The sequence below is a fragment of the Streptomyces sp. NPDC058295 genome, assembly GCF_042880655.1.
In the GTDB taxonomy this organism is placed as follows: Bacteria; Actinomycetota; Actinomycetes; order Streptomycetales; family Streptomycetaceae; genus Streptomyces; species Streptomyces coriariae.
Genome location: NZ_JBHVYO010000014.1, coordinates 181,569 through 199,775, shown reverse-complemented (window position 1 = coordinate 199,775; position 18,207 = coordinate 181,569). Strand labels below are relative to the sequence as shown.

The window sequence follows — 18,207 nt, the reverse complement described above, 5'->3', positions numbered from 1 at the left end:
GTGTCCTGGGACACCGGCCGCCCTTCGGCGTTCGTCGGTCCTGCCGGGCGGAGCGGGGCGGCTAGCGCGCCGCCACCAGCTCCTTGCAGCGCTTCACGTCCTCGGCCATCTGCTCCAACAGCCCGTCCAGCGACTCGAACTTCGCCTGGCCGCGCACGAAGGCGAGGAAGTCGACGGCGACGTGCAGGCCGTAGAGGTCGAGGCCGACGCGGTCGATGGCGTACGCCTCGACGGTGCGCTCGGTGCCGTCGAACTGCGGGTTGGTGCCGACGGAGATCGCGGCCGGCATCGCCTCGCCGTTCGCGTGCAGCCAGCCCGCGTAGACGCCGTCCGCCGGGATCGCGGTGTGGGGCAGGGTCTCGACGTTGGCGGTCGGGAAGCCGAGTTCGCGTCCCCGCTGCGCCCCGCGCACCACGATCCCCTCCACCCGGTGCGGGCGGCCGAGGATCTCCCCGGCGCCCGCGACATCGCCCTCGGCGACCAGCCGCCGGGTCAGCGTCGAGGAGAACGGCTGCCCGCCGCCCGCCTCACCGCACAGCACCAGGTCGACGACCTCGACGTCGAAGTCGTAGACCTTGCCCTGCCCGGTGAGGAACTCGACGTTGCCCGCCGCCTTGTGGCCGAAGCGGAAGTTGGGGCCCTCGACGACCGCCTTGGCGTGCAGCTTGTCGACCAGGACCTTGACCACGAAGTCCGCCGGGGACAGCTTCGAGAACTCCGTGGTGAAGGGGAGGATCAGCAGCGCGTCCACGCCCAGTTCGGCCATCAGCTCGGCGCGACGGTGGTGCGGGGCGAGCAGCGGCGGGTGGCTGCCGGGGCGGACGACCTCGCTGGGGTGCGGGTCGAAGGTGACGACGACGGCGGGAACGCCCAGTTCACGGGCCCGGTCCACGGCGTGCCGGATGATCAGCTGGTGCCCGCGGTGGACGCCGTCGTAGGACCCGATGGTGACGACGCTGCGTCCCCAGTCCTCGGGGATGTCCTCCAAGCCACGCCAGCGCTGCACTGTGACCGCTCCTCGAACCCGTGTCCGTATCTACCATTGCCTCTTACGCAGGACTAAGGGTGCCATGCCGGGTGCTCCCGGCCCGCATCGGCATGGGGGCTGTGACCCGACCCACGTGAGTCGGACCACAGGAACCGGGGCCACAGGACTCGGGCCGCAGGACTCGGCCACCCGCGCGGCGCGTCACGCGGGCACCCGCGCCCCCGCCAGGTTCTCGATCGTCCGGCGGGCGCTGGGACCGACCACCACCGCCCACTCCCCCGGCGCGTCCGTGAGCCAGTCCACCACCCGCGCGGCGAAGCCCGGTACATGCCGGGCCAGCTCGACCAGACCGCGGTCGAAGCGGTTCGCGCCGTCGGGGGTGCGGACCAGGAGCAGGCCGGTGCGGTGGACGAGAGCCCGCAGGTCCTCGCCGTCGCGCCCGGCCGCCCCGTGCAGTACGGCGTCCAGGACTTCAGGGGCGCGTTCGTGGGTGAGGAGGTGCTCCAGCAGTTCGTCACGCATCGGGCGGGACTCCGGGGCCCCGGGAGCGGCCAGTACACCGGCCAGCGCGGCCCGCACCTGTTCGGGCCCGCCGCTGTCCAGCAGTCCCGTGACCAGCGGCAGGAGGACGGCCCGGGCGGCGGGACCGTGGTCGAGGCGCCGGTCGACGTACGCGGCCACCTGCCCCGCGGCCTCCGGCCGGCGCTCCACCACCTCCCGGACGAGGGCGGCGACCCGCTGGGCCAGGGCGGGCGTGGTGACCTCGGCGAGGGCGCGCAGGACCCTGCCGGTGTCCGCGCGGTCGGGCCCGCGCAGGCGGCACCAGAAGGCGTCCAGGACCGGCTCGGGGTGGGTGCCCAGGGCGGCGAGCAGCGCGCTCGGCGGCAGCCGCGGGTCCTCCGCCGTGAACCGCTCCAGCGCCTGCGGCAGATACCGGGAGCGGGTCTCGGGGTCCCGGACGAGGAGCGCGAGCGCGCCACCGTGCAGGGCGTGGTCGGCGGGCCGGGCCAGCAGGACGAGGGCCGCGTAGCGCAGCAGCCGGTGGTCGGCCTCCGTCCGGATGTGCGCGGCGGCGCGCAGTCCGTACGTCATCGCCGCGACCCGCCGGGGCGCCCGCTCGTCGTGCGACCAGCGGTCGACGGCCCGGCACAGCGCGGACGGCTCCTCCTCCGCCAGTACGGCGAGCAGCTCGTCGGCGCGGGGGTGCGCGCAGTCGACGAGGGCCTCCGTGAGGTCGTCCAGCGCCCGGTGCCGGTGGGTGTGCAGCAGTGCCTGCGCCGCCGTCGCCACGGTGGCGTGCGGGGTCGCGGGCAGCGGCCGCTCGTCGTCGAACCAGTGGGTGAGGCACGGCTGTACGGCGGTCGGGTCGGCGGCGAGGAGCCGGGCGACGACGTCGAGGTAGCGCGGCGCGTCCGCGTCGTACGGGGCGCCGTCGGCGAGGACCAGACGGCGCAGCAGGTCGAGCCGGGCGTCGGCGGGGAGGACGAGCCCGCTCCAGAACGCCGGGCCGAAGTCCACGAACCGGCCGTGCGGCTGGGCCCCCGCGCCGATCAGGTCCGCCAGCAGGCGCAGGACGCCCGTGTACGGCGTCGCGTCCGGCACGCCCAGCAGGGTCTCGGTGAGCAGCCGGGCGGCCCACCACGACTCCGGGTCGGCGTCCAGGGCGTGCACCAACTCCCGCAGCCGTAGCGCGAGGCGGTGCGGGCCCTGTTGGCGGGCGAGGAGCAGCAGGGCCTGGACGACGGGACCGACCCGGTGGTGCGGGACGGGCAGCGGATGTCCCCCGTCGGGTGCGCGACGGCGGTGGACCAGGGCGCGCAGGGCCTCGTCGAGGTCGAGGTGGATGCCCTGGATCCAGTCGGCGAGTTCCTCGTGGGCGAAGCGGTAGCCGCGACCCGCGGGCACCAGGAGTCCCTCGGTGAGCACGGCGGACGCCCAGCCGGCGCCGCCACCGAGGCGGGCCGGCGCCTGGCCCCAGGGGAACACCGCCTCGAACGACGCCCGGTCCAGTTCGCCCTGGCCGGGCCCGAGACTGCGGCGGGCGGCCTCGTGCACCTGGCCGGAGACCTTCGCCGCCAGACGGCGTACGGCGATGCCGCGCAGCCCGTTCTCGGCGGCGAGGCGGACCGCGACCCGCAGGCACATCAGGTCGAGGTACGCGGACAGGACGTCGTCGCGGTCGACGGGCGCCGGGGACTGCGGACCAGGGAGGGCGGCGCAGACCTCGGAGAGGAGGCGGAGGGTGAGCGGGTGCCGGTCGTCGGGGGCGGCGAGCACGCCCTCGGGCAGGGCGTAGCGGACGCGGGCCTCGCGCGCCTCGTCGGCGGTGAGATCGCCGAGGCGGACACAGGGCGGCAGCGGGTCCCCGGCCGCCGTGGCCCCGTACAGCAGCTCCGGCGGGAACTCCGCGCCGGCCCGTTCCCAGTACTCCCCCCGACACGCCACCACCAGCCGGGTGCCCGTCTCCCGCAACCATTCGGCCGTGCCCTCGGTCCACTCGGCGAGCCGGTGCGCGAGGACCGGGGGCATCTCCTCGGGCCCGTCGAGAAGCAGCAGCAGGGGGCGTCCGACATCCCGGGCGAGGCGGGCGAGCCGCTCGGGGGTGACCTCACCCAGGCCGCAGGGGGCGGCAGCCCCCGACAGACCGGCCGCCCCGGGCAGCCCGGTCGGAACGACCCCCGGCCCCTGCCCCGGAACCGCTGCCGAGCCCGGGGCCGAACCCGAACCCGAGGCCGCCACGATGCGTGCCGCGCGGCTCAGTGCGCGGCGGGCCGCGTCCGCGAGGGAGTCGTCCCCGGCCCTCAGATCGGCACCGCGCAGCCACAGGGTGGGGGCCGGCCGCGCACCCCGGTCGCGGCGCGCGGCGAGGGCGGCGAGTTCCGTCGTACGGCCGCTGCCCGGTGGGCCGACGAGGCCGAGGACGGCCGCCGGGCTCGTCAGGAAGGCGGTGAACTCCTTTGCCGGGACGGCGCGTTGGATCGGTTCCGCGGTGGCTGCGAGGGAGCCGGTCGCGGTACCGCCGAAGTGGCCGGACAGCGCTCCGGGCGGGCCGTCCGAGCCGACCGACGTGGCGGTGAGTTCGAGGAGACCGGCCAGGTTGAGGTCGGCGCCGTAGGCGGGCACGGTGGCCGCGTTACGCGCGAGCAGCTCGGCCAGCGGACCGGCGGCCGGAATCCCCGCCCCGACCCCGGCCGCCCACACCCCGGCCCCCGTCCCCGCAGAACCGCCGCCTTCACCACGACCGCCACCCCCGCGAGCGCCACCCGCACCCGCACCCGCCGGAGCCTCCCCCGCTTCCGCGAGCGGCGCCCTCGTCGCCTCACCGTCGCTCACGTGGTCGCTCGGCGGCAGGCCCGCGGGGTGGTGCTCGGTCGGCGGGAGATCGTCGATCGCCGGAACGGCGTCGGCCGAAGGCACCCGGGGTCGCAGCGGCACCGCGAAGCCGACGTCGCGGTGGCCGGACTGGAGCGCGGTGCCGAGGACGGCGACGACCGCGCCGGTCTCCGCGTCGAGGACCGGTCCCCCGGCCGCCCCGCCGCCGAGTCGCAGCGCGTCCCGGCCCGCCGTGCCGATCGCCAGCTCCAGAGCGTCGTCGAGGAGGTGGAAGCGGTCCGTCGCCGTGTAGGTCGCGGACGTCTCGGCCAGCACCCGCGCCTCGCGCCAGCAGCCGGCGGCCAGCCGGACGTACCGGCCGGGCTCGACGCCGTCCCGCACGGTCACCGGCAGCGGGACCCCGCCGAGGCCCTCGGTGCGGACGAGAGCCAGGTCGAGTTCCGGCAGGGGGGTGACCGCGTCGTCGGTCACCACGCAGCCGCGGTCGCCGGCGGCGTACAGGACGAGCCGGGACAGGCCGTCGACGGCCTCATGACTGGTGACGACCGTGCCGTGGTGGTCGGCGACGAACCCGGTGCCGCGCGGCCGGCCGGCCAGGTCGCGGATCCGGACGAGCGAGGCGTCGGCGGCGGTCGCGACGGCGGCGAAGTCCGCGTCCCCGGGATCCGGGGCGTCCGGAGGAGCCATGGGATCCAGGGGGCCCGGGGGATCCGCCGGGCCGTTCCGGGTCGTGCCCCGCAGGGAGTCGTGCCGCGGTGTCCGCGGGCCTCGTCCCGCCATCGTCGTACCTCCCGCCGCGCCCGCGTGCCCTGGGTCCGACGGTAGGGGCGGGATGATCAGCGGGACAGATCCCGCAGCGAACGCGCCCCCCTGCACTCCCTGGGTTCACTCCGAGCGCCTGCCCGGACGGGTGAATGAACGGGGGCCGCTGGATACACCCTAGGGGTGGGGGAACCGAGGGGGGACCGTGGAGCGGCGGCGCAGCACAACCCCGTGTTCGCCGCTCCACGGGCACCGGGCGACGTGCCTGGAGCCGCTCAGCCGAACACGGCCAGGCTCTTCGCCTTGCCCTTCTGCTCCTCGACCAGGGCCAGGAACCGGCCCTCGGGATCGAAGACGGCCACGGCGCCCGCGCCGGCGTACGCGTCGGGCATCTCCAGGCGTACACCGTTGGTGAGCAGCTGGGCCCGCTTGGCGTCCACGTCCCAGCGGGGGAACGCGGCGGTGGCCGCCTCGGCGATCGGCATCACGCCCAGCTCCTGCTGGAGCTGGTCGAGCGTCCTCGCCGAGTCCAGCTTGTAGGGGCCGACGCGGGTGCGGCGCAGGGCGGTGAGGTGGCCGCCGACGCCGAGGTCGGCGCCCAGGTCACGGGCGAGGGCCCGGATGTAGGTGCCGGAGGAGCAGACGACGGACACGACCAGGTCCAGGACCGGGGTGCCGTCCTCGGCGACCGCGTCACGGACGTCGTACACGGCGAAGGAGGAGACGGTGACCGGGCGGGCCGGGATCTCGAAGTCCTCGCCGTCGCGGGCCCGCTTGTAGGAGCGGACGCCGTCGATCTTGATGGCGCTGACCTTGGACGGCACCTGCATGATGTCGCCGCTCAGCTTGGCGACGCCCGCGTCGATCGCGTCCCGGGTGACCTTCGAGGCGTCCGTGGACCCCGTGATCTCGCCCTCCGCGTCGTCGGTCAGGGTCGTCTGGCCCAGCCGGACCGTGCCCAGGTACTCCTTCTCGGTAAGCGCCAGGTGCCCGAGGAGTTTCGTCGCCCTCTCGATGCCGAGGACGAGGACGCCCGTCGCCATCGGGTCCAGCGTGCCGGCGTGGCCGACGCGGCGGGTCTTGGCGATCCCGCGCATCTTGGCCACGACGTCGTGCGAAGTGAAACCCGACGGCTTGTCGACGATGACAAGGCCGTCGGGCGGGGTCTGCTTGCGGTTCATCAGGCGGAGTCGTCCGTCTCGTCCTCGTCACCGGGCTTCTTGTACGGGTCGGCTTCGCCGGCGTACCCGGCACCCGCGGACACCTCGCGGACCTTCTCGTCGGCGGCGCGCGCCTTGTCGAGGAGGTCGTCGATGGTGCGGGCGTTGTCCGGCAGGGCGTCGGCGATGAAGGCCAGCGTCGGCGTGAACTTCACGCCCGCCGCGCGGCCCACCTCGGAGCGCAGGACACCCTTGGCGCTCTCCAGCCCGGCGGCCGCGGCCGCCCGCTCCTCGTCGCCCCCGTACACCGTGTAGAAGACCGTGGCCTCCCTGAGGTCACCTGTCACCCGGGTGTCCGTGATGGTGACGTGGGAGCCGAGCCGCGGGTCCTTGATCCCGCGCTGCAGCTTCTGGGCCACCACCTGCTGGATGAGGTCCGCCAGCCTCTTGGCACGCGCGTTGTCGGCCACTGGTCCGTCTCCCGTTCTTTCTTCTTCGCTTGCGTTTGTGGTCGGTCAGTCGTCTTCGCCGTGGAAGCGGCGTCTGACCGACAGCAGCTCCACTTCGGGGCGCGCGGCGACCAGCCGTTCGCACCGGTCCAGTACATCGGTCAGATGCTCCGCGTCTCCGGAGACCACGGCGAGACCGATCCTGGTCCTGCGGTGGAGGTCCTGGTCGTCCACCTCGGCCGCGCTCACCGCGTACTTGCGCTGGAGTTCGGCGACGATCGGACGGACGACGGAGCGCTTCTCCTTCAGCGACCGTACGTCGCCGAGGAGGAGGTCGAAGGACAGAGTCCCCACGTACATGTGTGTAACCGGTTCACCCGCCGGTACGGGATCGATGGCCCTGCCGTCCATGGGACAGGGACATCAAGAACGGTACAACGATCCGGGCGGTGACTCGACGGGGTTTTACCTCGCTCATGCGTCCGCCGGACGCCGCACCGGCCGGCGGGGAGCGATCCCCCGCCGGCCGGTACGAACCATGGGTGCTTACACCCGCGGCTTCTCCCGCATCTCGTACGTCGCGATGACGTCGTCGATCTTGATGTCGTTGAAGTTTCCGAGGTTGATACCGCCCTCGAAGCCTTCGCGGATCTCGGTGACGTCGTCCTTGAAGCGACGCAGCCCGGAGATGTTGAGGCTCTCCGCGATGACCTTGCCGTCGCGGATGAGGCGCGCCTTGGTGTTGCGCTTGACCTCGCCCGAGCGGACCAGGACACCGGCGATGTTGCCCAGCTTGGACGACTTGAAGACCTCGCGGATCTCCGCCGTGCCGAGCTCGACCTCCTCGTACTCCGGCTTCAGCATGCCCTTCAGGGCCGCCTCGATCTCCTCGATGGCCTGGTAGATCACCGAGTAGTACCGGACGTCGACGCCCTCGCGCTCCGCCATCTGCGCGGCACGACCGGCCGCACGGACGTTGAAGCCGATGACGATGGCGTCGGAGCCGGTCGCCAGGTCGATGTCCGACTCGGTGACCGCACCCACACCGCGGTGCAGGACGCGGATGTCGACCTCTTCGCCGACGTCGAGCTGGAGCAGCGAGGACTCGAGAGCCTCCACCGAACCGGACGCGTCGCCCTTGATGATGAGGTTGAGTTCCTGCACCAGACCGGCCTTGAGCGCCTCGTCCAGGTTCTCCAGGGAGAACCGGACTCCACGCCGGGCGAAGTTGGCGTTGCGCTCACGCGCCGCGCGCTTCTCGGCGATCTGACGGGCCGTGCGGTCCTCGTCGACGACGAGGAAGTTGTCGCCGGCGCCCGGGACGTTGGTGAGACCCAGGACCAGGACGGGGGTCGACGGACCCGCTTCCTCGACGTTGTTGCCGTTGTCGTCGAGCATCGCCCGGACTCGGCCGTACGCGTCGCCGACCACCATGGTGTCGCCGATGCGCAGCGTGCCGCGCTGGACCAGGACCGTCGAGACGGCACCACGGCCGCGGTCGAGGTGGGACTCGATCGCGATGCCCTGCGCGTCCTGCTCCGGGTTGGCCCGCAGGTCGAGCGAGGCGTCCGCGGTCAGGACCACGGCCTCCAGCAGGCTCTCGATGTTGAGGCCCTGCTTGGCGGAGATGTCGACGAACATGGTGTCGCCGCCGTACTCCTCGGCCACCAGACCGAACTCGGTGAGCTGACCGCGCACCTTGGTCGGGTCCGCGCCCTCGACGTCGATCTTGTTGACCGCGACCACGATCGGCACGTCGGCCGCCTTGGCGTGGTTCAGCGCCTCGATCGTCTGGGGCATCACACCGTCGTTGGCCGCCACCACGAGGATCGCGATGTCGGTCGACTTGGCACCACGGGCACGCATGGCGGTGAACGCCTCGTGACCCGGGGTGTCGATGAAGGTGATCCTGCGCTCTTCACCGTTGACCTCGGTGGCGACCTGGTACGCACCGATGTGCTGCGTGATGCCGCCGGCCTCGCCCGCGATGACGTTCGTCTTGCGGATGGTGTCGAGCAGTCGGGTCTTACCGTGGTCGACGTGACCCATGACGGTCACGACCGGCGGACGCGCGACGAGGAACTCCTCGCCACCCTCGTCCTCGCCGAACTCGATGTCGAAGGACTCGAGCAGCTCGCGGTCCTCCTCCTCGGGGCTGACGATCTCGAGGACGAAGTTCATCTCGTCCGCGAGGAGCTTCAGCGTCTCGTCGGAGACGGACTGCGTGGCAGTGACCATCTCGCCGAGGTTCATCATCACGCCGACGAGCGACGCCGGGTTCGCGCCGATCTTCTCCGCGAAGTCGGTGAGCGACGCACCGCGCGACAGGCGGACGGACTGTCCGTTGCCGCGAGGCAGCATCACGCCGCCGACCGACGGGGCCTGCATGGCCTCGTACTCCTGGCGCCTCTGACGCTTCGACTTGCGACCGCGACGCGCGGGACCACCGGGACGACCGAAGGCGCCCTGCGTGCCACCACGGCCACCGGGACCGCCGGGACGACCGCCGAATCCGGGACGGCCACCGCCGCCACCGAAGCCGCCGCCACCGCCGGGGCCACCGGGACGACCGGCGAAACCGCCGCCGCCACCGGGACGGGCGCCGCCACCGGGACCGGCCGGACGACCTGCGAAGCCGCCGCCACCGGGACGACCGCCGCCGCCGGGACGACCCGCACCGCCGCCGCCACCCGGACCGCGGCCACCGGGGCCACCGCCGGGACGCGGGCCGGCAGCGGGACGCTGCGGCATCATGCCGGGGTTGGGACGGGGACCGCCGCCGGGACGCGGGCCGCCGGGGCCTGCGCCCTGCGGGCGGGGCATGCCACCCGGAGACGGACGGGAGCCGCCCGGAGACTGCGGACGAGGACCGCCGCCCTGGCCACCGGGGCCCTGCGGACGGGGACCGGCGCCGGGAGCGCCACCGGGGCCGCCGGGACGCGGGGCGCCCTGCGGACGGGGCGCCTGCGGGCGCGCCATACCGGCGTTGCCGCCGGAGGTGAAGGGGTTGTTGCCCGGACGCGGACCCGAGGGACGGGCACCGCCCGGACGCGGGGCACCGGCGCCACCGGGGCGCGGCCCCTGAGCGGCGGCCGGACGCTGGCCGCGGTCACCACGATCGCCGCGGTCGCCACGGTCACCGCGGTCGCCACGGTCCTGACCGGGCGCGGGACGGCCGGCGGGGCGCGGCGCGCCGGGGCGCGGGCCCTGCGAGGCCGGCCGCGGGCCGGACGACGGAGCCTGGGCGGCCGGGGCGGCGGGGGCGGCCGGAGCAGCCGGCGGAGCGGTGAACTCCGGGGCGGCGGGGGCCGGACGCGGCGCGGGCTTGGGGCCCGGACGCGGACCGGAGGCCGCCGGCGCGGGGGCCGACGAGGCGGCAGGGGCGGCGGGAGCCGCCGGAGCCGCGGGCGTCTGCGCCGCGGGAGGCTTGGGGGCGGCCGGCCGAGGTGCGGCCGGACCCGGACGGGCCGCCTGCGCCGGGGAGGGCGCGCCGGGCCTGGGGGCTGCCTTGCGCGGGGCGGGCTTGCCACCGCCCTGGAAGGCATCTGTCAGCTTGCGGACAACGGGCGCTTCGATGGTCGAAGACGCCGAACGGACGAATTCACCGAGTTCCTGGAGCTTGGCCATGACGGCCTTGCTCTCAACCCCGAACTCCTTGGCGAGTTCATATACCCGGACCTTAGCCACTTCGCTCCTTTTAGGTCCGGGTGTGTCCGGACCGTCGCTACTTCATGGGCGTACTCATCGCGTGCTCATCGAGTGCTCATCGCAATCTCGACCTACTTCCAACTCGCGGGGTACCAGAGCCGCACGGAGGTTCCGTGCGACGCCTTCTTACGGTGTTGCCTGTTCGGCAACGGTCGTCTGCTCGACGTACTGGCGCAACGCCTTTGTGTCGAGCGCTCCCGGGGCTCGCAACGCCCTCGTGAACGCCCGGCGGCGTACCGCCTGGTCGAGACAGACCGGGGCGGGATGCAGATACGCACCCCGGCCGGGCAGCGTACCGCGTGGATCGGGGACGCATGCGTCCTTGATCGCCACGATGCGCAGCAGCTCCGTCTTGGCCGCCCGCTCCCGGCACCCCACACAGGTGCGTTCAGGGCATGCTCCGGTGTGCGTCCGGCCAGACACTCTTAAGTCTACCTCCCCGCGGCGACCTCATCCCTTTGGGCCAGGATTCGAACAGGTGCCGCGTTACATCTGTCGTGATCTGAGCCCCGGCAGGCCGAGATCTATTCCCCCGCCGCTCGGCCCGGCCGGTTGACCTGGCAGGTGACGTACCCGCCGGGCCACTCGGTGAGCTGCTCGGTGGGCTACTCGGTGGGCTACTCGGTGGGCTGTTCGATGTCCGGACGGATGTCGATGCGCCAGCCGGTCAGCCGGGCGGCGAGCCGGGCGTTCTGCCCTTCCTTGCCGATCGCCAGCGACAGCTGGTAGTCCGGCACCGTCACCCGCGCGGAGCGGGCCGCGAGGTCGACGACCTCGACCTTGGAGACCCGGGCCGGGGACAGCGCGTTCGCCACCATCTCGGCCGGGTCGTCCGACCAGTCGACGATGTCGATCTTCTCGCCGTTCAGCTCGCCCATCACGTTGCGCACCCGGCCGCCCATGGGGCCGATGCAGGCGCCCTTGGCGTTCAGACCCGAACGGGTGGACCTGACGGCGATCTTCGTGCGATGACCGGCCTCGCGTGCGATGGCGGCGATCTCGACCGAGCCGTCGGCGATCTCCGGCACCTCCAGGGCGAAGAGCTTCTTCACCAGATTGGGGTGGGTGCGGGAGAGCGTCACGGACGGGCCGCGCATGCCCTTCGCCACCCGGACGACGTACGACCGCAGGCGCATGCCGTGCGGATACGTCTCACCGGGGACCTGCTCCTGCACCGGCAGGATGGCCTCCAGCTTGCCGATGTCCACGAGCACGTTCTTCGGGTCGCGGCCCTGCTGGACCACACCGGTGACGATGTCGCCCTCACGGCCGGCGTACTCGCCGAGCGTCGCGTCGTCCTCGGCGTCGCGCAGACGCTGGAGGATCACCTGCTTGGCCGTCGTGGCGGCGATCCGGCCGAAATCGGACGGGGTGTCGTCGAACGGGCGGGGCTCCTGCCCCTCCTCGAGGTCCTCGGGGTCCTCCTTCGCCCACACGGTCACATGTCCGGTCTCCCGGTTGAGCTCCACGCGCGCGTGACGGCGGCTTCCCTCGGTGCGGTGGTAGGCGATGAGGAGGGCCGACTCGATCGCCTCGACCAGCAGGTCGAAGGAGATCTCCTTCTCCCGCACCAAGCCCCGCAGGGCACTCATGTCGATGTCCACGGCTACGCCTCCTCTTCCATCTCGTTCTCGTCGTTCTCGTCGTTCTCGTTCTTGGCGTGCGGGTCGCTCTTGTCCTTGCGGTTGAACTCGACCTGCACGCGGGCCTTGTCGATGTCACCGAAGGGGAGTCTGCGGGTGGTGGCCTTGCGGCCCTTCACTCCGGGGACCTCGAGATCGAGTCCCTCGTCGTCGACCGTCAGGATCCGGGCGACCAGCTCGCCGCCCTCGGTCAGCTGGAACCGCACCAGCCGGTCGACGGCACGTACGTAGTGGCGGTGTTCGGTGAGCGCGCGCTCCGCGCCCGGGGTGCCGACCTCGAGGGTGTACTCGCCCTCGCCCATCGCGTCCGTCTCGTCGAGCTTCGCCGAGAGCGCGCGGCTCACATCGGCGATCTGGTCCAGGTCCGCTCCGGAGTCGGAGTCGACGACGACGCTCAGCACCCGCTTGCGTCCGACGGAGTCCACGGCGATCTCTTCGAGGTCCAGTCCCTGGGAGGCGACGAGCGGTTCCAGGAGCTCTCGCAGCCTCTCGCTCTGGGTGGTGCTCATCCGGGTGACTCCTCGGCCGCGTGTGCTGTTGTGGGATGGGGCGCGTGTCTGGTCAAAGGGTATCCGGTCGCGAGGTGTGTTGCCGTCCACCTGTGCACGGAGGGTGGCGGACCCTCGCGGGGCGGTGCCGCTGAGTGGTACGGGGCGGCCGCGCGGGTACGGTGATCACGGGCCCGCCGCCCATCAGGACGCCAGTTCCGTACGAGTTCCCCGAGGACGCCTGCCGTGCCGTTGCCCCTCCCCTCGCGAACCCCCTCGGGGCCGCGCAGAAGATCCCTGCTCGCGTCGGCCGCGGGGGCGGTGCTGCTCGTGGGCTGCTCGTCCGGTGCGGAGGAGTCCGAGGAGAGCGCGAGCGGCAGCCCGTCGGTCACCGAGCGGGCACGCGCGCGTGCCGCCCAGGACAGCGGCGGGCTGGTGGCACGGTATGACGCCGTGCTCGCCGTCCATCCGGCGCTGGCGGGGCGGCTGGGGCCGCTGCGGGCGGAGGCCGTACGGCACATGGAGGCGTTCGGAGGCGCCGCGAAGGCGTCCCCCTCCGTCCCCGATTCCGCCACCGGCTCCCCCACCTCCCCCACAAGTTCCTCGACGAGCTCCGCCCCGGTTCCGTCGTCCGACCCCTCGGCCGTGCCGTCCGCCGTGCCGATCACCGACACGGACGCGCTCGCCGGGCTGGCCGCGGCGGAGCGGGCGCTCGCCGACCGCAGGGCGACGGAGCTGCTGGACGTGCCGGGCGAGCTGGCCCGGTTGCTGGCCTCGGTGGCGGCGGCCGGCGCGGCACACGCCTATCTGCTGACGGAGGGGACGCGATGAGTGAGGCCACGAGCGCGGAACTGACGGCGCTCCAGGCGGCGCTGGCCGCCGAACACGCCGCCGTGTACGGGTACGGGGTCGTCGGCGGGCGGATCGGCGAGGCACGCGGCGCCGAGGCACGGGCGGCCTACGACGCGCACCGGGCGCGCCGGGACGCGCTGGTGCGCGAGGTGCGCGACCTGGGGGCCGAGCCGGTCGCCGCGAGCGCCGGGTACGCGCTGCCGTTCCCGGTGCCGGACTCCGCGGCGGCGGTCCGGCTCGCGACCGAGCTGGAGGAGCGCGTGGCCGGGGTGTACTCCGACCTGGTGCGGGCAGCCGGGGACGCACGGCGCCGGGAGGCCGCGGGCGCGCTGCGGGACGCGGCGGTCCGTGCGGTGCGCTGGCGCGGCGGGAGCGTAGCCTTCCCTGGTCTCGCCGAGCGGACCGGTACGGATCCGGCCACGGGCTCGGCGTCCGCACCGGCAGCGGTCACGCCTCCGGCGGCGGCGCCCTCGGGCACACCGGCGGCTTGACCCGAAGCAGGAAGGGAACGACTCGCGCATGGCTTTCGAACCGCCGCAGCGTCTGGTCAGGGCGCTCGGTGAGACGGCACCGGACGGTGACGGCTGGTTGGAGAAGCTGCCGGAGGCGGCCCGACAGGCCGTCGCCCTAAGCGAGTTGACGGTCGATCGAGTGCAGGTGCCGGGCGGCCGGACCAGCATGGTCGTGCTCGTGCGGCGCGCGGACGGGACACCCGCCGTGCTGAAGCTGGCCCCACCCCGGTTCCGGCCGGAGGCGGAGCGGGCCGCGCTGACGCACTGGGACGGCCTGGGCGCCGTCCAGTTGCTGCAGGAGCCGCGGACGGCGGGAGCGCTGCTGCTCGAGCGGCTGCATCCCGATGTGTCGGTGCGGTCGCTGGCGGAGGCGAAGGCCCTGCTGGAGGCGGCGGGAACGTTGCGGCGGCTGTGGGTGGAACCACCGGCCGGGCACTCCTTCGAGTCGGTGGCCGACCGGACCGGACGGCAGGCGCGGGCGATGCGGGCGAGTGCCGAGGCGGAGCCCGAGGTGGCCGCTCTGGTGGACGCGGCGCTCGCCGCCCGTGCGGAGCTGCTGGCGGGACCGCCCGAGCACCGGCTGCTGCACGGCACGTTCCGGCAGAGCAAGGTGCTGGCGGGTGAGCGGATGCCGTGGCTGGCGGTGGGGCCGGATCCGGTGGTCGGCGAGTGCGCCTTCGACCTGGCCCGGCTGGTCCGCGACCGGGTGGAGGACCTGATCGCCTCGCCGTCCGGGGCGACGACGACCCGGCGCCGGGTGAAGCGGCTCGCGGAGTCGCTGGAGCTGGACCAGGAGCGGCTGCGCGGCTGGACGCTGTTCCGGGCCGTGGAGTCCGGGGTCCGGGCGCGGCGGGTCGGGCGGACGCGGGACGCCGAGCTGCTGCTCGAGTTCGCGACCTGGCTGTAACGGGGACTGCCCACCCCGCAGGACCGCAGCGGACCCCACGGTCGCGGGGCGCTTACGGGGCCGCGGGGCCGCGGGGCCGCCGCAGACGGCACGGTCGCAGACCCGCAGCGGAGGCTCTTCGGGCGGACGGCCCGTCGACGGTGAAGGCAAGGACATGAAGTACTCCGGTGGCGGTGAACGAGGGGGCGCTGCGGCTTCGTTGCGCCCACGGGTGGAGCCGGTACGGCGGTATCGGCCGGCGCCGAGCGCGTTGGCCAGACGCGAAGTTCGCGACATTCTGATGGTCGACCTCGGCGCCCCTGCCTCGCGGGGCAGCCTCCTGTGGTGCTTCTGCGGTATGAGGGTGGAACTCCCGCGGGAACTCACGCCCTACGGCGTCCTCGCGGCCGAGGTCTGCTGACCCTCCCGCCACCTGCTCAGCCCGCCCGCTCAGAAATCATTGTCAGGGCGAGCGCCGGGCAGTCGGCCGCTGCCCGGCGGGCCCGTCGCAGGGTGCCGGCCGGGACCGGGGCGCCGTCGACCAGGGGATAGCCCCATTCGTCGAGGACGATGTGTTCGGGGAGGAAGTCCGCGCAGAGACCGTGGCCCTGGCAGGCGGTCCGGTCGATGTCGATGTGCTGGGCCGTGCTCATGGGTCAGCCCTCCTCGGGGACGGGCAGCAGGGGCGTGTGGTCGGTCGCGGTGCAGTGGCCCCGGGCGTGTGCGTCGACCTCCGCGGCGAAGGTGGTCAGGGCGCTGCGGACCAGGCTGACGGTGCCGTCGGGGTGATGGCAGGCGCCCCGGCCCTCGACCAGCCCCGACCAGCGGGCAAGGTCGGCGCGGACGGTGCCCTGAGGGCCGGGCGCGGCGAGGGTACGGAAGGCGGTGGCGATGCGGGGCAGGCCGTTGAGGCAGGGGCCGCACCGGCCGGCCGACTGGAGGGCGAGATAGCGCAGGACGCGCGCGGTCTCGGCGATGCCGCAGCGGTCGACGGGCAGCACGGCGAGCACACCCGCGCCCAAGTAGCCGCTGTCCAGGGCAAGTTCGGCCGCCTCCGGGGCCGGTATCCAGGCGCCGTGATAGCCGCCGACCAGCATCGCCCGGGCGCCTTCCAGCGGCAGCAGTCGCCCCAGGGGCAGGCCGTAGGGCGCCTCCACCACCCGGGGTTCGCGGCCCGGCACATGGACCGTGCACAGCACGCTGCCGGGCTGGGTCGGGGTACCGGCCGTGCGGTACCAGTCGGCGCCGTAGCGGGCGACCAGCGCGAGGTGGGCCAGGGTCTCGACGTTCTGTACGAGGGTCGGGGCCCGGTGCACTCCGCGCTCGCGGACCGGTGGGCGCTGGTGGGTGGGCAGGGCCGGACCGCCGGAGACGTACCGGGCGAGGGCGGCGGCCTGGCCGGAGAGGAACGACGTGGGCAGGCGGACGACCCTCACCGGCAGCGGGTCCGCGGTGCGCTGGGCGAGGACGGATTCCAGCCAGGTCGCGCCGTCCTCCACGGCGAGGTACGCCTCCCCCGCGCCGACCGTGCGGGCCGCCAGCTGGAGCCCGTCCAGGACGAGGTGGGGCGACAGGCGCAGGAGGGCCTTGTCCTTGTGGCTGGCCGGTTCGCCTTCGGCTCCGTTGGCCACGACGACGGGAGCGCGGCCGGTACGCCGGCCGGCCTCCGCGACGGCGACGAGCTTGCGGTACGTCGGGAAGCCGGCTCCGCCGCGCCCGGTGAGGCCGGACTCGGCGACCGTGCGGAGCAGGATCTCGGGGTCGCCGTGGGACAGCGGGCCGTAGCGCTGGTGGTGGGTGGCCAGGTCGGCCGGGACGGCACCGGGGGCGAGGAGACGTGGGGGCATGTGGAGGTCCGGGAAGGTGGCGGTCACGGTCGGGCTCCTTCGGCGGTGCGCAGCAGGGCCGCGGGGGTGCGGCGGCCGGCGCGGGCGGCGTGGGCGAGGCGGGCGGCGAAGGCGGCGACCGCCGTGGCCACGCAGACGACGGTCAGCCAGGTCATCCAGTCGGCGCCGGTGTCCGTGCCGATGCCGATGCCGTGGACGAGCGCGACCGGCCAGGAGGCGTATGCCAGCCGGTGGACGGTGCGCCAGGTGCGGTGGCCGAGGCGTTCCCGCAGCAGGCTGGTGACCAGGACGGCGAGCATCAGGTCGAGGGCGACCGTACCGAGGCCGAGCCAGAGGGGCTGGTAGTCGCCGACGAAGGGGACGAGGACGTCCACGACCGTGATGTCGACATAGCCGTCCACCACCGCGGCGGTGATGTGCAGGGCCAGGAATGCGGTCGCGGAGAGGGAGAGCGTGCGGTGCAGGCTCATCGTGCCGAAACGGGGGAGCCCGGGGAGCCGGGTTCTCGTCCGGACCGCGATGCCCAGCAGGACGACGACCGTGAAGAGGACGAGACAGACGGCACCGGTGGCACGGTTGGCGTACCAGAGGGTCCCGGAGGTCACGCGGCCGCCTCCCGTGACAGCGCGGCCGACGTGGGCCAGCCGGGCGTGGTGACGACGGTGCCGTCCTGGGCCACCAGGCGCGCCGGCAGGCCCCGCCGTCGCAGCCACCGCTCCGCGCCGGCGCCCTTCACCAGGGCCGCCGTGCTCGCCGCGTTGGCGTCGGCGCAGGTCGCGGCGGCGACGGAGACCGTGCGCCACGGGGAACGCACCGGCAGGCCGGTACGCGGGTCGACGATGTGGTGCAGGTCGTGACCGCCGCGCCGCCAGCGCCGGGCGGTCGTGCCCGAGGTGGCCAGGCCCCCACCGCGCAGGCCCACCGAGTCGCAGGGGCCCTGGGCGGGGGTCTCGTCGACGGACCCCGTGATGTCCTGGACGCGGATCTGCCAGCCGTCCGCCGGAGACTCTCCCGCGACGGCCGTGTCGCCGCCCAGACTCACCAGGACCCCGCAGCCGGCCGCCGCGGCCAGCGTCCCCACGGCCCGGTCGGCGGCCCACGCCTTGGCGGTGGCACCCAGGTCGAGGCGGATGCCCTCGGGGACGGTCACCGTGCCGGTCGCCCGGTCCAGGCGCACGGTGCGCCACCCCGGGGTGCGCCGGACCGTGAGCCGGGCCGGGCGGTCGTCCTCGCGGACGAGGGTGAAGTCGCGGTCGTAGCCGAGGGCGTCCATCGCGGAGCCGACGGTGGGGTCGACCGTCCCGTCGGTGGCCTCGGCCGCGCGCAGGGCCACGTCGAGGGCCTCGGCGAGCAGCGGGCTGACCCGGACCGGGCGGCCGGCGGTGCCGTCGAGGGCGGCCAGTTCGGAGTCGGCGCGGAAGCGGCTGCACGCCGCGTCGACCTCGGCGAGGTGCCGGGCGAGGAGCAGGTTGCACGACTCCAGCAGGGCCGGGTCGGTGACGACCAGGCGGACCGTGGTGCCGAGGGCCCGCCACTCCGCGGCGGCCGTGGTGCGGGACGCGAGGGAGGCGCTCATCAC

The 18,207-nt window shown here is 74.0% G+C and carries 16 protein-coding genes; 3 read left to right on the top strand and 13 right to left on the bottom strand.

The genetic code is table 11. The annotated features are described in order from the left end of the window. Window positions 1-61: 61 nt before the first annotated feature. From ACFVYS_RS17775 to rimP, 9 genes are all read right to left on the bottom strand, one after another. Window positions 62-1,006: a bifunctional riboflavin kinase/FAD synthetase gene (locus ACFVYS_RS17775; protein WP_314219125.1), complete on the bottom strand. Its 945-nt coding sequence runs from the start codon at window positions 1,004-1,006 to the stop codon at window positions 62-64. A gap of 183 nt (window positions 1,007-1,189) precedes the next feature. Beyond that, window positions 1,190-5,101, bottom strand: coding sequence for a trypsin-like peptidase domain-containing protein (locus ACFVYS_RS17770; protein WP_389502981.1), 3,912 nt, complete (start codon window positions 5,099-5,101; stop codon window positions 1,190-1,192). Between the two features lie 257 nt (window positions 5,102-5,358). Next, window positions 5,359-6,264 (bottom strand): tRNA pseudouridine(55) synthase TruB, encoded by a 906-nt coding sequence (truB, locus tag ACFVYS_RS17765; protein ID WP_389502979.1) that lies wholly within the window; start codon window positions 6,262-6,264, stop codon window positions 5,359-5,361. Next, entirely contained in the window at window positions 6,264-6,713 is a 450-nt protein-coding gene (gene rbfA, locus ACFVYS_RS17760) for a 30S ribosome-binding factor RbfA (protein ID WP_389502977.1), read from the bottom strand. The genes truB and rbfA overlap by 1 nt, the downstream gene beginning before the upstream one ends. A gap of 45 nt (window positions 6,714-6,758) precedes the next feature. Beyond that, entirely contained in the window at window positions 6,759-7,052 is a 294-nt protein-coding gene (locus ACFVYS_RS17755) for a DUF503 domain-containing protein (RefSeq protein WP_020128606.1), read from the bottom strand. Window positions 7,053-7,238: 186 nt separating this feature from the next. After that, on the bottom strand, window positions 7,239-10,379 hold the full coding sequence (gene infB, locus ACFVYS_RS17750) for a translation initiation factor IF-2 (protein WP_389502975.1): 3,141 nt from the start codon (window positions 10,377-10,379) through the stop codon (window positions 7,239-7,241). Window positions 10,380-10,526: 147 nt separating this feature from the next. Continuing rightward, on the bottom strand, window positions 10,527-10,823 hold the full coding sequence (locus ACFVYS_RS17745; protein ID WP_078615640.1) for a YlxR family protein: 297 nt from the start codon (window positions 10,821-10,823) through the stop codon (window positions 10,527-10,529). Between the two features lie 194 nt (window positions 10,824-11,017). After that, a complete protein-coding gene (gene nusA, locus ACFVYS_RS17740) occupies window positions 11,018-12,004 on the bottom strand; it encodes a transcription termination factor NusA (RefSeq protein WP_171399834.1) in 987 nt (328 codons plus the stop codon). Window positions 12,005-12,006: 2 nt separating this feature from the next. After that, window positions 12,007-12,552, bottom strand: coding sequence for a ribosome maturation factor RimP (gene rimP / locus ACFVYS_RS17735; RefSeq protein WP_389502973.1), 546 nt, complete (start codon window positions 12,550-12,552; stop codon window positions 12,007-12,009). 225 nt (window positions 12,553-12,777) lie between these two features. Between rimP and ACFVYS_RS17730 the strand changes: the two genes are divergently transcribed. From ACFVYS_RS17730 to ACFVYS_RS17720, 3 genes are read left to right on the top strand one after another with little or no spacing between them, the layout of a single operon-like run. Next, a complete protein-coding gene (locus ACFVYS_RS17730) occupies window positions 12,778-13,362 on the top strand; it encodes a hypothetical protein (protein ID WP_389502971.1) in 585 nt (194 codons plus the stop codon). Further along, on the top strand, window positions 13,359-13,874 hold the full coding sequence (locus tag ACFVYS_RS17725) for a ferritin-like domain-containing protein (protein ID WP_389502970.1): 516 nt from the start codon (window positions 13,359-13,361) through the stop codon (window positions 13,872-13,874). The genes ACFVYS_RS17730 and ACFVYS_RS17725 overlap by 4 nt, the downstream gene beginning before the upstream one ends. Window positions 13,875-13,902: 28 nt before the next feature. Next, window positions 13,903-14,802 (top strand): aminoglycoside phosphotransferase family protein, encoded by a 900-nt coding sequence (locus ACFVYS_RS17720; RefSeq protein WP_389502968.1) that lies wholly within the window; start codon window positions 13,903-13,905, stop codon window positions 14,800-14,802. Window positions 14,803-15,218: 416 nt separating this feature from the next. Here ACFVYS_RS17720 and ACFVYS_RS17715 read toward each other — a convergent pair whose 3' ends face one another. Genes ACFVYS_RS17715 through ACFVYS_RS17700 form a run of 4 tightly spaced genes read right to left on the bottom strand, consistent with a single transcriptional unit; the run spans window position 15,219 to window position 18,204 of the window. Further along, entirely contained in the window at window positions 15,219-15,434 is a 216-nt protein-coding gene (locus ACFVYS_RS17715; RefSeq protein WP_389502967.1) for a ferredoxin, read from the bottom strand. A 3-nt stretch (window positions 15,435-15,437) separates the two neighbouring features. Beyond that, window positions 15,438-16,655: an NADH-ubiquinone oxidoreductase-F iron-sulfur binding region domain-containing protein gene (locus tag ACFVYS_RS17710; protein WP_389502965.1), complete on the bottom strand. Its 1,218-nt coding sequence runs from the start codon at window positions 16,653-16,655 to the stop codon at window positions 15,438-15,440. Then, window positions 16,652-17,233, bottom strand: coding sequence for a ferric reductase-like transmembrane domain-containing protein (locus ACFVYS_RS17705; protein ID WP_389502964.1), 582 nt, complete (start codon window positions 17,231-17,233; stop codon window positions 16,652-16,654). Before ACFVYS_RS17705 ends, ACFVYS_RS17710 begins: the two co-directional genes overlap by 4 nt. Beyond that, window positions 17,230-18,204 carry an FAD:protein FMN transferase gene (locus ACFVYS_RS17700; protein ID WP_389502962.1) on the bottom strand — a complete coding sequence of 325 codons (975 nt, stop codon included), beginning with the start codon at window positions 18,202-18,204 and terminating at the stop codon, window positions 17,230-17,232. The genes ACFVYS_RS17705 and ACFVYS_RS17700 overlap by 4 nt, the downstream gene beginning before the upstream one ends. Between the last annotated feature and the right edge of the window lie 3 nt (window positions 18,205-18,207).